This window comes from Buttiauxella cochleicola, assembly GCF_021282435.1.
GTDB lineage: Bacteria > Pseudomonadota > Gammaproteobacteria > Enterobacterales > Enterobacteriaceae > Buttiauxella > Buttiauxella massiliensis.
Window position 1 is genome coordinate 730,549 of record NZ_JAJSOT010000001.1, and the last position, 12,315, is coordinate 742,863.

Sequence of the window (12,315 nt, forward strand, 5' to 3'; positions counted from 1 at the left end):
CACTTGTTGGGTTGTGTCCTTTGTTAGAGTAGCGATTGTTCCGTTCACTAAACGTTCAGTGTTCCCTGTACTTACCGAAACGGTGAACGTATCAAGGGTGCTACCGCAGCACCCTTGATAATCCCGGCTCCCGGCGATTAAATCGCTGCTTCGCAGTAAACCTCCGTTTTTCCTTTCAGTCCCAGGGTCGGTTGTGACGCGCTCCCGGCGATCACAACCTCTCGCCGTTCCCGACGGCTCGACCCGGCCTTACAGTCAAAACGGAGGCGATTTATGCCGGACTCAAAGGTCAACACCGAAACCCAGGGTCAAAAGCTAGTCTGGTTTTGACCCTGGGTCCCGGTATAAATTGCCCCAGTGTTCCCCATAAGTCAGGGTTGAGCTGCCGGGAGCAGCGAAAGAGAGCGATCGCCGGGAGCGAGTCGCGAACGACCCTGAACGTTGGGGATAAGCTGGGGTTTACCGCGCAGCGGCAATTTAAAACCGGGCGGCGGGGTTGTCAGGGGGATGCCGTAATCCCCCTGACACGTTCACCGTTAACAAGTGTATCCGGGAACGCAGAATTTACGGGTGAACGGAAAACCTCCGATCACTATATATTTATTGGAACCCACCCATTTCCAATAACCCCCTCCTGACTCGAATCATTAATTTAAATTAACCTTCCCTCACCTATTGTTATAAAATATCGAGTGATGTTAATGAAATTTTGCTAGCAAGTTATCAAAATCAAACAACTTATCTTGTCAGCGCTACGGGTCTGTTTTTAACATCAGGTTATGGAAAAAAACGGTTTGTTTAGTCAGCGCATTCGCTTGCGCCATCTTCATACTTTCGTGGCTGTCGCTCAACAGGGAACGCTGGGGCGCGCGGCTGAAACACTTAATCTTAGCCAACCTGCATTATCGAAAACACTTAATGAATTAGAGCAGCTAACCGGCACGCGTTTATTTGAGCGTGGACGTCTTGGCGCACAAATGACGCTGATGGGTGAGCAGTTTCTGACACATGCGGTAAAGGTGCTTGATGCGCTCAACCACGCCGGGCAATCGTTTAATCAAAAAGATGGGCAAAGTACTACCGTTATCCGTGTTGGTGCGTTGCCAACGGCAGCTCTGGGCATATTACCAAAAGTTATCGGCCAGTTTCACAAGCAGCAAAGTGACGTTACGCTGCAAGTCGCCACCATGAATAACACCATGCTGCTGTCGGGTTTAAAATCAGGTGAGCTGGATTTAGGCATTGGCCGAATGTCAGATCCTGAATTGATGACCGGGCTGAACTATGAACTGTTATTTCTTGAATCGTTAAAACTGGTGGTTCGTCCTGGGCACCCGCTACTGCATGAAAACATCACACTTAGCCGCGTGATGGAGTGGCCAGTGGTGGTGTCGCCAAAAGGAACGATTCCACGCCAGAATGCTGAATCGCTGCTTTCCAGCCAGGGTTGTAAAATGCCTGCAGGCTGCGTCGAAACGCTTTCCGCATCTCTTTCTCGCCAGTTAACCGTGGATTATAACTACGTTTGGTTTGTGCCATCTGGCGCGGTGAAAGAAGATTTACGCCAGGGAACTTTGACCTCGTTGCCGGTGGCAACACAAGGTGCTGGTGAGCCGATTGGTATTTTGACTCGCGTGGATAAACCGCTTTCAGCGGGCGCACAAATTCTGCTCTCTTCGATTCGGAAATCTATTCCGGGTTAAGTAACAAGGGTGGATGGCGCATGCGACTCATCCACTCTACAACACCGTTTTCGTAGGTCGGATTAGCGTTAGCGCCATCCGACATTAATTAACCAGCAGCATCCATCTCATCAAACACCTGTTGTGCAAGATGCATAGTAGCGTTGGCTGCGGGTAAACCGCAGTACAGTGCTGAATGCATAATCAGTTCTTTGAGCTCATCGCGCGTCACACCGTTGTTAAAAGCCGCTCGCAGGTGCATTTTCAACTCAGCCTCACGGTTAAGCGCAATTAACATCGCGATGGTTATCATGCTGCGTGTGTGGCGCTCAAGCCCCGGACGCGTCCAGATATCGCCCCAGGCATAACGCGTAATGAAGTCCTGAAACTCCTCATTTAGCGGCGTAAGCTGCGACAATGTACGATCGACGTGGCTATCACCCAGCACCGCACGGCGCACTTCCATGCCTCGTTGATAATGTTCTTCGTCCTTCATCTCAGTCGCCCTGTTGAATAAAGTTAAGCAACGCGATGTTGAAACCGTGCGCGTCTTCAATGCTGGAGAGGTGTGAAGCCTCGATAGTGACAAGGTGCGAACCATGCACCTGCTGATGCATAAACTCACTGTCAGCCACGGTGCAAACCGGGTCGTTGGCTCCGGCGATAAACTGCATCGGTAGTGTGATATTGCCAATTTCTGCACGTAAATCCGCGGCTGCCAGAGCTTCACAACAGGTGGCATAACCTTCTGGGTTGGTCTGGGCCAGGGTTGCGCATAACGCATCGACTTGCGCATGATGGTGGTGAACAAAATCATCAGTAAACCAGCGTGACGGCGCACTTTTGGCAATCGCCGACATTCCTTCCAGGCGAACAGTTCGCGCGCGTTCCAGCCAGCCACTTTGCTCACCGATTTTCGCGGCACTGTTGGCGACGGTTATCGAAAGGAACCGCTCCGGCGCAAAACGCGCCAGCCAAAGGCCGGTCAAACCACCCATTGAAATCCCGCAGAAATGCGCCTGCTTAACGCCCGCATCATCCATCACGCTGAGAACATCTTCCGCCAGTTGTGGCAGTGTAGTTTTCTCGTTTTTGGTAGTACGTCCGTGGCCATGCGTGTCGTAACGCAGCACGCGAAAATTCTCAAGCAATGCCGTCATTTGCGGCTGCCACATTTCAAGCGTGGTGCCGAGCGAGTTCGACAACACTACGACCGGTGCGCCGCTGCGCCCTTCCAGTTGATAATAAAGGCTCATTTTACCCTCCTGGTTTGTTGTGCCGCCCGCACCAGAACCTGGCTGATAAAGGTGTCGTTACTGCCAAGAGCTTGTTGCGGGTCGAGCAAATGTTCGATTTGTGTTGTGGAAAGATGGGCGCTGACATCAGGATGCTGTGCGAGAAATGTCGCGAGGGGCTGATTTTCGTCCAACGCGCGATGACAAAGTTGTTCCACCAGATGGTGTGCGGCCTGTTTTCCGATTGATTTCGCCAGCGCCAGAGTCACAGATTCCGCCATAATCAAACCGTGAGTGATATCCAGGTTAGTCCGCATTTTCGCGGTGTTAATCTGCATTCCCCGCATCAAATCCAGCGAGGTTTGCATCACACCGCCTGTCAGCATAATCAGCTGTGGGAGCGTTTCCCATTCGGCCTGCCAGCCGCCAAGCGCCCTTTCATGTTGCTGATTCTGACTGGAGTAGATCGTTGCCATCATTCCCGGAATACGCATGGTGGCAGTCAGAATAGCTGCACAGCTCACCGGATTGCGTTTATGGGGCATGGTGGATGAACCACCGCGGCCTTCAGCAATCGGCTCGCCTACTTCTGCAACTTCGGTTTGCATCAGTAACGAAAAATCGTTGGCGAATTTGCCCAGTGTGCTGCTGACACCTGCGAACCAGGTGGCTGCTTCCAGCAATCTGTCGCGCTGGCTATGCCACGGCGTGTCTGACTGGTTAAGCGCCAGGATATTTGCTAACGCTTTCGCCACAGGCATGCCCTGATCTTTAAGCGATGCCAGAGTGCCCGCCGCACCGCCGAATTGCAGAACCAAAACACGCGGTTTTATCTCATTCAAACGCTGCTGCCAGCGCAAAAGTGCATCGAGCGTTCCGGCCAGTTTAAGACCAAAAGTAATCGGCAATGCCTGCTGCATCCAGGTGCGGCCTGCCATCACGCTATGCTGGTGTTGTTGGACTTGTGCGGCTAAAACATCGATCAACTGGCCGATAAGTAACTCAGAGGCATCGAATGCCGCGCGCAGTTGGAGCATCAGACCGGTATCAATCACATCCTGGCTGGTTGCGCCCCAGTGAACGTATCGTGCGGCCTGTTCATCTTGTTGTTTTACGTTGGCAGTGAGCTGTTTCACCAGAGGAATCGCCAGGTTTCCAGCACCTGCCGCCGCTTGCGCTAAGGCTTCACTATTGAGTTTTGCGGCCTGACACTGCCCGGAAATGACGTTAACCGCCGACTCCGGGATCACGCCACATTGCGCACAGGCCTGCGCCAGTGCTGCTTCAAAATCCAGCATCCCTTGTAACGTCTTCTCATCGCTGAAAATTTCAGTGAGCGATGAAGCACGCAACATTGGGGTAAACAGTGTCATGCCAGCTCCTTAAACGCGTTCAATAATCAGTGCAATCCCCTGACCGACACCAATACACATGGTACATAGCGCGTAACGTCCGCCGCTACGCTTGAGCTGATACGCGGCGGTCATCGCCAGACGCCCACCCGATGCACCAAGAGGGTGCCCAAGCGCAATGGCCCCGCCATTCGGGTTTACATGTTCGGCATCATCAGGCAGACCCAGGTCGCGCATCACCGCCAGCGCCTGTGCGGCAAAAGCTTCGTTTAATTCAATCACGTCCATTTGTGCCAACGTTAACCCGGTTTGCGCCAGCACTTTGCGCACTGCCGGAGCCGGGCCAAAACCCATAATTCGTGGCGCGACACCTGCGGTCGCTACACCAACGACTCGCGCCAGCGGCTGCAAATCATGAGTGTTGAGCGCCTGTTCGCTTGCGAGCAGCAACGCACAAGCCCCATCATTAACACCTGATGCGTTTCCTGCGGTCACGGTGCCGTCGGCTCGTACCACGCCTTTGAGTTTTGCCAGTGCCTCAATCGAGGTGGAACGAGGATGTTCGTCGCGGTTAAACAGTAGCGCTTCGCCTTTACGCTGATTGATGGAAACCGGGATCAGTTCGTCGTCGAAGATTCCTGTTTCCTGAGCGCGAGCGGTGCGTAACTGGCTGCGTAAGGCAAAGGCGTCCTGATCCTCACGGTTAATATTAAAGTCGGTCGCGACGTTTTCTGCCGTTTCGGGCATCGCATCAACGCCGTATTGCGCCTTCATCAGCGGGTTGATAAACCGCCAGCCGATGGTGGTGTCTTCCATTTTCATATTGCGACTAAATGCGCTTTCCGCTTTGCCCATTACAAACGGTGCGCGCGACATACTTTCCACGCCACCTGCAATCATCAGCTGCGTTTCACCGCTTTTAATCGCCCTTGCCGCAACACCCAGCGCATCAAGGCTTGAACCACATAAACGGTTGATGGTGCTTCCCGGTACCGTCTCTGGTAGCCCCGCCAGCAACAAAGCCATACGCGCCACGTTGCGGTTATCTTCCCCCGCCTGGTTTGCGCAGCCGTAAATCACATCATCAACCGCCGACCAGTCGAGATTTGGATGGCGCGCGATCAAGGCTTTCAGCGGTAATGCAGCTAAATCATCACTACGAACACTGGACAGTGTGCCACCAAAACGACCGAACGGAGTACGCACTCCATCACAGATAAATGCTTGATTCATCATAGTTCCTTACGCGCTTTCTGCCAGTTGTTCGAAGCCCAGTGTGACCGGGGTAATACGTTGTAATTCTTCAAAAGAGAGGCCGTTGAAGATTTCGCGTACCACGGGTCCCTGTGCAGTGATATCAATCACTGCGAGGTCGGTATAAATACGACTGACACAGCCGATTCCGGTGAGTGGATAAGAACAGCTATCCACCAGTTTGCATTCGCCGTCGCGGGTCAGATGATCCATCATCACAAAGACCTGGCGTGCGCCAATGGCTAAGTCCATCGCCCCGCCGACGGCAGGAATGGCATCCGGTGCGCCAGTGCTCCAGTTTGCCAGGTCACCTTGCGCGGAAACCTGGTAAGCGCCGAGTACGCAGATATCGAGATGGCCGCCGCGCATCATGGCGAACGAGTCGCCGTGGTGGAAATAGCAGCCACCGGTCAACAAAGTCACAAACTCTTTCCCGGCATTGATAAGCTCAGGATCTTCTTCCCCTTCAGCCGGTTTTGGCCCCATACCTAACAGACCATTTTCGCTGTGCAGGAAGATTTCTTTATCTGCCGGAAGGTAGTTGGCAATGCGCGTCGGCAGGCCGATGCCGAGGTTCACGTATGCGCCTTCGGGAATATCACGCGCCACGCGCTGCGCCATTTCATCACGAGTGAGTTTTTTCATTTCCAGCTCCTTAGGCGCTTTGCGCCAGCGAGTTTTCGACGGCGACCAGGCGTTTAACGAAAATACCGGGGGTGATGATGTTTTCCGGGTCAAGTTCGCCCAACGGCATAATTCGGCTGACTTCCGCGATGGTGACGGTGGCAGCTGTCGCCATGATTGGCCCAAAGTTACGCGCCGCTTTGCGGTAGACAAGATTGCCCCAGCGGTCGCCTTCATAGGCTTTGATTAAAGCGAAATCAGCTTTTAGCGGGTATTCGAGAACGTACTGGCGGCCATCGATTTCACGGGTTTCTTTACCTTCTGCGAGCGGCGTTCCAAAACCGGTTGGCGTAAACACCGCACCTAACCCCGAACCTGCCGCCTGAATACGCGCCGCCAGGTTGCCTTGTGGCACCAGCTCCAGTTCGACTTTGCCGCGTCGATACAGGTCATCAAAAATTTGTGAATCCACCTGACGTGGGAAGGAACACACCATTTTGTGCACGCGCCCGGCTTTCAATAATGCCGCCAGCCCCACTTCGCCATTGCCTGCGTTGTTGTTGATGATTGTCAGGTCGCGTGCCCCCTGTTCTATCAGGGCATCAATCAGATGGGTGGGCTGCCCGGCGGTGCCAAAACCACCAATCATAATGGTGGCTCCGTCGAAAATTCCGGCAACCGCTTCTTCAAGCGAAGCCACAGTTTTGTTGATCATCACGGTTCTCCCTGGGGTGCTTTATTCGCACAAGATTGCGTTTCTTGAACAAAATGTGACTCGCTTAACGAAGCTGGTCAAGGGCGATAATCGAAATGTAGTGCGATTATCGAACATCATGTATCTTTGTTTTCAGAGTGTGATCAACGGCGAAATTTGAGGAGAACGGAATGGAAATTCAACGTGATGAACCGGTAGCAGGTGAAGTCGATCCCTTTAAGGGCGACCCGAATTTTATGGCATCCCTGGCTCGTGGATTAGAAGTAATTCAGGCATTCACTCCACAGCGGCGACAAATGTCTATTTCGCAAATTAGCCAGAAGACCGGGATCCCTCGCGCTGCGGTGCGACGCTGTTTGTACACTCTGGGCAAGCTTGGTTTTGTCTACGCCGAAGACGGAAAATACTACCAATTACGCCCGCGAATTTTATCGCTGGGCCACGCTTATCTGGCCTCTACGCCACTGGCGAAATCAACGCAACCGGTGCTCAAACATCTGAGTGAAATGCTCAACGAGTCCTGTTCAATCGCAACGCTGGATGGCGACGATATTCTGTATATCGCCCGCGCTTCCAGCTCACGCATCATGACCATTGATTTGGATATCGGCAGCCGCCTCCCCGCGTGGTCAACGTCCATGGGGCGCGTGTTGCTGAGTTATTTGCCGGAAGAACAACTCAATGATTTCCTGGCGCGGATTACGATGATTCGTTATACGCCGCAGACGGTGGATTCGGTCAGTAAGCTTCGCGAGGAGTTGAAGCGTGTGCGCCAGCAGGGCTACGCGCTTAACGATCAGGAGCTGGAGATGGGGCTGCGTTCGATTGCTGTTCCACTGGTGAATCCTGAAGGAACGGTGGTTGCCGCACTCAACGTTGGCGTTCACGCAGGCCAGGTTTCGGCGCAGGAATTGCTTAACCGTGTACTGCCTAAGTTGCAGGAAGCAGCGCAGGAATTGTCGTTGTTGTTGAAGGCAGATTAACGGCTGCGTTTAGCGTGGCGCTCCCAGTTCTCGGCTTTCGCCTGCTCGGATTTTTTGAGCGCCACGTAACACGCCCCGCTGCCACCGTGATGCGGCATGGCGCTGCAAAACGCCTGCACTTCTTCAAATTCCACCAGCCAACGAGCGAGATAACTGCGCACGATATTGGCATGTGATTTGTCTTCACGCCCTTTGCCATGAACGATCAGCAAATTACGCAAACCGTCTTTTTTGGCTTCCTGAATATAGGCAAAAATCATCTGACGGCACTTTTCAACCGGCTGGCGAATCAGGTTCAGGCTTGCTTCTTGTTTGTATTTGCCATGTCGCAGTTTATCCAGTACGCCGGTTTGTAGCCCTTCACGCTTAAATTCCAGCGGTGCGGCGAGCGGAATAATTTCCAGAAAACCGGTGGTGAGGAAGTTATCTAATTGAAGCGTGTCGGGCTTTTGCACCACTTTCTCTTTGACCGGTTTTAACCACTGGCTGCTGTTGCAATCTTTCAGCGGTTTCACGTCTTCCATCGCGTCGAGAAACAGCGATTTTTCGTCAAGGTTCATGGGCAAAATCCTCCAGGCTTTATTCAGGAGTCACTATAGCCGCCGATGTGCCGTGGCTCAACGGCATTCGCGGCGAAATTGATTGATAAGCGCGGTGGTTAACGGAGCCTGGGTCACATCACGCCGCTGAATCAAATAGTAAGTGGCGTTCGGTAGCGTTTCGACGATTTTGATTTGTTTGAGTCGGTGCGCCAACAACGGGTCATCGCCTAGTTCGGCGGGCAAAATACTGAGGAAATCACTTTGTGCCACCAGGCTGATGCAGGCCGAAAAGGTTTCGCAGAACACGCTGACATTGGGAATTTCTGAGCGCTTATGGAATAACTCTTCCAGTTGTTTGTAGTAACTGCCGCGTGGCGTTGGCAGCGTCCAGTTGTAGTGCAGGAGTTCTTTTATTGATGTGGCGTTAATTGCCGGATGATCCTCGCGACCAAAGATGGCGAACGGTTTTTCAAACAGCCGTTCAAAGGTAAATTCCTGGTCGTAGGGTCCCTGATAATAGGTGTTGATGGTGAAATCCAGCTCGCCCTGGCGCAGCGAGTTGATCATCGACACCAGTTGCCCTTCCATAATGCGCACTTTCACTTGCGGGTGTTTTTGATGAAACGCGGTGATAACTGGCGGCATTAATGTGCGGGAAACACTCGCCCCCAAACCGATATTGATTTGCCCCGCAAGTTGCCCCTGACGCTGCAAAATATCTTCCTGTGCGGCGCGTAACTCTTCGAGAATCAAGCGTGCGTGAGAGTAAAAACTTTCGCCGCATTCGGTCAACGCCACGCCCTGGCTGCGCCGGATAAACAGACGTGCCGACATCCCTTCTTCTAATTCTTTTATCGATTTTGTGAGCGCGGGCTGCGAAATGTTTAACGCCCGGCTGGCTCCGCGAATGCTGCCATTTTGCGTCACCGCCACGAACGCGCGGATTTGATGGAGCTTAACCTGGAAGGTCACATTGCCTCCTGATAACCATTAGCTATCAGCCGAAAGAATTTAGCATCTACTGTAATTCAATCTCCTGTGCCAGGGTAATCCCATGACGGCGAAAACTACCAAATATCGCTGAGCGATAAGTAAAAACTATCACAGCGTGAAGTTGATCACAGAAGATGCTTATACAGGATGGGTTATGTCGCAATTAGAACTGGCAGTACATGAACTGGCTCCGCGCATGCAGCACTGGCGGCGTGATTTTCACCATTTTGCCGAGTCTGGCTGGCTGGAGTTTCGCACCGCCACGCTGGTTGCTGAGACGCTACATCAATTAGGTTATCAGCTGGCGTTAGGTCGTGATGTGATTGATGACGCAGCGCGCATGGGGCTGCCATCGGCTGAAGTACTGGCACGTGAAGAACAACGTGCGCTGGAACAAGGCGCATTACCGCAATGGCTCCACCATTTTTCCGGCGGATTTACCGGGGTTGTAGCCACTCTGGAAACGGGCCGCCCCGGCCCAACTATCGCGTTTCGCGTGGATATGGACGCGCTGGATTTAGGCGAGATGCTCCAGCCTGCGCACCGCCCGTTTGCCGAAGGTTTCGCTTCGTGTAATGCCGGAATGATGCACGCCTGCGGCCATGACGGACACACGGCGATTGGCCTCGGGCTGGCCACCGTTTTGCAGCAGTTTTCCAGCCAGTTAAACGGCACTATCAAACTCATTTTCCAGCCTGCCGAAGAAGGTACTCGTGGCGCTCGCGCCATGGTGGCAGCTGGTGCGCTCGATAATATCGACTACTTTACGGCGATTCACATCGGCACTGGCATCCCTTCCGGCACAGTGGTGTGCGGCAGTGATAACTTTATGGCAACCACCAAGTTTGATGTGCAATTCACAGGCATCGCGGCACACGCGGGCGGCAAGCCGGAAGAAGGCCGTAACGCCCTGCTCGCCGCCGCGCAAACCGCACTGGCTTTGCACAGCATCGCGCCGCACAGTGCGGGCGCATCACGCGTTAACGTCGGCGTTTTGCAGGCTGGCAGCGGGCGCAACGTGGTTCCCGCGCAGGCTTTATTGAAAGTGGAAACTCGTGGCGAAACCAGCGCAATCAATGACTATGTGTTTGACCGGGCACAGGAAATCATTCGCGGAGCGGCAACGATGTATGGCATCGAAGCTGACGTGAAGTTAATGGGTGCCGCGACCAGCAGCGTGCCATCTCCAGAATGGGTGGCATTTATCCACCAACAGGCGTTAGAGGTGAACGGCGTAAAAGAAGTGGTCGACACCGTAAAAGGCGCAGCAGGTTCCGAAGATGCGACGTTGATGATGGCGCGCGTGCAGGAACAAGGCGGCAAAGCCTCTTATATGGTGTTCGGCACCGAATTGAGCGCCGGACATCACAATGAGAAGTTTGATTTTGATGAAAACGTGATGGAAGTTGCCGTGAATACCATGGCCCGCCTTGCACTTAATTTCCCATGGCCGCGAGGTGTGTGATGAGTTCGATTTATCAGTTTGTCGATGATGCGATTGAAGCAAAACGTGGCGAGTTTACCGCCATTGCCGATGATATCTGGGATCACCCGGAAACTCGTTTTGAAGAGCACTGGTCTGCGGAACGCCTGGCCTGCGCGCTGGAAGCAGAGGGTTTCAGTGTTGAGCGCAATGCCGGGAATATCGAAACCGCGTTTGTGGCAAGTTTCGGTTCCGGTAAACCCGTTATCGCCCTGCTCGGCGAATACGATGCGCTGGCGGGATTAAGCCAGTGCTCAGGCGAGGCATCACCAAATCCGCTGGTTGAAGATGCTAACGGACACGGTTGCGGTCACAATTTACTCGGCACGGCGGCCTTTGCAGGTGCGGTGGCGGTGAAGAACTGGCTTGAACAGTATGGCTCTGGCGGAACGGTACGATTTTACGGCTGCCCAGGCGAAGAAGGCGGTTCCGGCAAAACCTTTATGGTGCGCGAAGGGTTGTTTGACGACGTGGACGCGGCCGTGACCTGGCACCCGGAAGCGTATGCCGGGATGTTCAGCACCAGTTCGCTGGCGAACATTCAGGTGGCGTATCGCTTCCACGGAATTGCGGCACATGCCGCAAACTCACCGCATCTCGGGCGTAGCGCATTAGATGCGGTGACGCTGATGACCACCGGCACTAACTTCCTCAACGAGCACATCATCGAAAAAGCGCGTGTGCATTACGCCATTACGAATACCGGAGGGATTTCGCCGAATGTGGTGCAGGCGCAGGCCGAAGTATTGTATTTGATTCGTGCCCCGGAAATGGCCCAGGCACAGCATATTTATGAGCGCATCAATAAAATCGCCGAAGGTGCAGCGCTGATGACTGAAACCTCGGTGAAAGTGCGTTTTGATAAAGCCTGTTCAAATTACCTGCCCAACCGCCAGCTTGAGAGCGTGATGTACGAGGCTTTACAAGCCCTTGGCCTGCCACAATGGAGCGAGGAAGAACTGGCATTCGCCAAACAAATTCGCGCGACGTTGACCGAAAATGACCTGCAAAACAGCTTAAATAATATTGCTAATACCTCCAATGAAGAGGGAAAAGCGTTTGCGCGTCGCCATCGTGAAACGTTGTTGATTAACGAAATTGCGCCCTATGCCCCAAATGACAAAATTTTGCCGGGTTCCACGGACGTTGGCGATGTGAGTTGGAAAGTGCCAGTCGCACAATGCTTTAGCCCGTGCTTTACCGTCGGCACCCCGCTGCACACCTGGCAATTAGTGAGCCAGGGACGCACGTCGATTGCCCATAAAGGGATGTTACATGCGGGTAAAGTGATGGCGGCAACCGCTCTGCAATTGTTTGCAAATCCGAAGATATTGGAAGGCTGCCAAAGCGAGTTGCACGCACAACTCGCCGAACGCCCTTATCAGTGCCCGATCCCGGAAGGCGTGACACCGTCACCTTTAAAATAATTATATAAAACACAATATCGCAACT

12 protein-coding genes are annotated in these 12,315 nt (G+C 53.3%); 4 read left to right on the plus strand and 8 right to left on the minus strand.

Annotated features, from left to right (window positions below; all coding sequences use genetic code 11):
- Positions 1-779: 779 nt before the first annotated feature.
- Complete coding sequence (pcaQ, locus tag LVQ77_RS03310) at positions 780-1,703, plus strand: pca operon transcription factor PcaQ (RefSeq protein WP_151993351.1); 924 nt, start codon at positions 780-782, stop codon at positions 1,701-1,703.
- Positions 1,704-1,791: 88 nt separating this feature from the next.
- Here pcaQ and pcaC read toward each other — a convergent pair whose 3' ends face one another.
- The 6 genes from pcaC to LVQ77_RS03340 are packed head-to-tail and all read right to left on the minus strand — an operon-like array spanning position 1,792 to position 6,862.
- Positions 1,792-2,178 carry a 4-carboxymuconolactone decarboxylase gene (gene pcaC / locus LVQ77_RS03315; protein ID WP_151993350.1) on the minus strand — a complete coding sequence of 129 codons (387 nt, stop codon included), beginning with the start codon at positions 2,176-2,178 and terminating at the stop codon, positions 1,792-1,794.
- 1 nt (position 2,179) lies between these two features.
- Positions 2,180-2,938, minus strand: a complete 759-nt coding sequence (gene pcaD, locus LVQ77_RS03320; RefSeq protein WP_232903667.1) for a 3-oxoadipate enol-lactonase — start codon at positions 2,936-2,938, stop codon at positions 2,180-2,182.
- Positions 2,935-4,290, minus strand: a complete 1,356-nt coding sequence (locus LVQ77_RS03325; RefSeq protein WP_232903668.1) for a 3-carboxy-cis,cis-muconate cycloisomerase — start codon at positions 4,288-4,290, stop codon at positions 2,935-2,937. Before LVQ77_RS03325 ends, pcaD begins: the two co-directional genes overlap by 4 nt.
- Positions 4,291-4,299: 9 nt before the next feature.
- On the minus strand, positions 4,300-5,502 hold the full coding sequence (pcaF, locus tag LVQ77_RS03330) for a 3-oxoadipyl-CoA thiolase (protein WP_232903669.1): 1,203 nt from the start codon (positions 5,500-5,502) through the stop codon (positions 4,300-4,302).
- Positions 5,503-5,511: 9 nt separating this feature from the next.
- The gene (locus LVQ77_RS03335; RefSeq protein ID WP_232903670.1) at positions 5,512-6,168 is read right to left on the minus strand and encodes a 3-oxoacid CoA-transferase subunit B; all 657 of its coding nucleotides are present in this window, start codon (positions 6,166-6,168) and stop codon (positions 5,512-5,514) included.
- Positions 6,169-6,178: 10 nt separating this feature from the next.
- Positions 6,179-6,862, minus strand: coding sequence for a 3-oxoacid CoA-transferase subunit A (locus LVQ77_RS03340; RefSeq protein ID WP_232864471.1), 684 nt, complete (start codon positions 6,860-6,862; stop codon positions 6,179-6,181).
- A 170-nt stretch (positions 6,863-7,032) separates the two neighbouring features.
- Between LVQ77_RS03340 and LVQ77_RS03345 the strand changes: the two genes are divergently transcribed.
- Positions 7,033-7,845: an IclR family transcriptional regulator domain-containing protein gene (locus tag LVQ77_RS03345; protein WP_232864470.1), complete on the plus strand. Its 813-nt coding sequence runs from the start codon at positions 7,033-7,035 to the stop codon at positions 7,843-7,845.
- On the opposite strand, the gene smrA is transcribed toward LVQ77_RS03345, so the two are convergent.
- Both smrA and LVQ77_RS03355 read right to left on the minus strand, forming a co-directional pair.
- The gene (smrA, locus tag LVQ77_RS03350) at positions 7,842-8,405 is read right to left on the minus strand and encodes a DNA endonuclease SmrA (RefSeq protein ID WP_232903671.1); all 564 of its coding nucleotides are present in this window, start codon (positions 8,403-8,405) and stop codon (positions 7,842-7,844) included. The two genes, LVQ77_RS03345 and smrA, sit on opposite strands and share 4 nt — an antisense overlap.
- Before the next feature lie 57 nt (positions 8,406-8,462).
- A complete protein-coding gene (locus LVQ77_RS03355; RefSeq protein ID WP_232864468.1) occupies positions 8,463-9,359 on the minus strand; it encodes a LysR family transcriptional regulator in 897 nt (298 codons plus the stop codon).
- 175 nt (positions 9,360-9,534) lie between these two features.
- Between LVQ77_RS03355 and LVQ77_RS03360 the strand changes: the two genes are divergently transcribed.
- Both LVQ77_RS03360 and LVQ77_RS03365 read left to right on the plus strand, forming a co-directional pair.
- Complete coding sequence (locus tag LVQ77_RS03360; protein ID WP_232903672.1) at positions 9,535-10,845, plus strand: M20 family metallo-hydrolase; 1,311 nt, start codon at positions 9,535-9,537, stop codon at positions 10,843-10,845.
- Complete coding sequence (locus LVQ77_RS03365) at positions 10,845-12,290, plus strand: M20 family metallopeptidase (protein WP_232903673.1); 1,446 nt, start codon at positions 10,845-10,847, stop codon at positions 12,288-12,290. The genes LVQ77_RS03360 and LVQ77_RS03365 overlap by 1 nt, the downstream gene beginning before the upstream one ends.
- Positions 12,291-12,315 lie beyond the last annotated feature (25 nt).

Excerpts from the sequence above, each read along its gene's own strand:
- pcaF (WP_232903669.1), bottom strand. The coding sequence starts at position 5,502 with ATGAATCAAGCATTTATCTGTGATGGAGTGCGTACTCCGTTCGGTCGT.
- LVQ77_RS03360 (WP_232903672.1), top strand. The coding sequence starts at position 9,535 with ATGTCGCAATTAGAACTGGCAGTACATGAACTGGCTCCGCGCATGCAG.
- smrA (WP_232903671.1), bottom strand. The coding sequence starts at position 8,405 with ATGAACCTTGACGAAAAATCGCTGTTTCTCGACGCGATGGAAGACGTG.
- pcaC (WP_151993350.1), bottom strand. The coding sequence starts at position 2,178 with ATGAAGGACGAAGAACATTATCAACGAGGCATGGAAGTGCGCCGTGCG.
- LVQ77_RS03325 (WP_232903668.1), bottom strand. The coding sequence starts at position 4,290 with ATGACACTGTTTACCCCAATGTTGCGTGCTTCATCGCTCACTGAAATT.
- LVQ77_RS03345 (WP_232864470.1), top strand. The coding sequence starts at position 7,033 with ATGGAAATTCAACGTGATGAACCGGTAGCAGGTGAAGTCGATCCCTTT.
- pcaD (WP_232903667.1), bottom strand. The coding sequence starts at position 2,938 with ATGAGCCTTTATTATCAACTGGAAGGGCGCAGCGGCGCACCGGTCGTA.
- LVQ77_RS03365 (WP_232903673.1), top strand. The coding sequence starts at position 10,845 with ATGAGTTCGATTTATCAGTTTGTCGATGATGCGATTGAAGCAAAACGT.
- LVQ77_RS03340 (WP_232864471.1), bottom strand. The coding sequence starts at position 6,862 with ATGATCAACAAAACTGTGGCTTCGCTTGAAGAAGCGGTTGCCGGAATT.
- LVQ77_RS03335 (WP_232903670.1), bottom strand. The coding sequence starts at position 6,168 with ATGAAAAAACTCACTCGTGATGAAATGGCGCAGCGCGTGGCGCGTGAT.
- pcaQ (WP_151993351.1), top strand. The coding sequence starts at position 780 with ATGGAAAAAAACGGTTTGTTTAGTCAGCGCATTCGCTTGCGCCATCTT.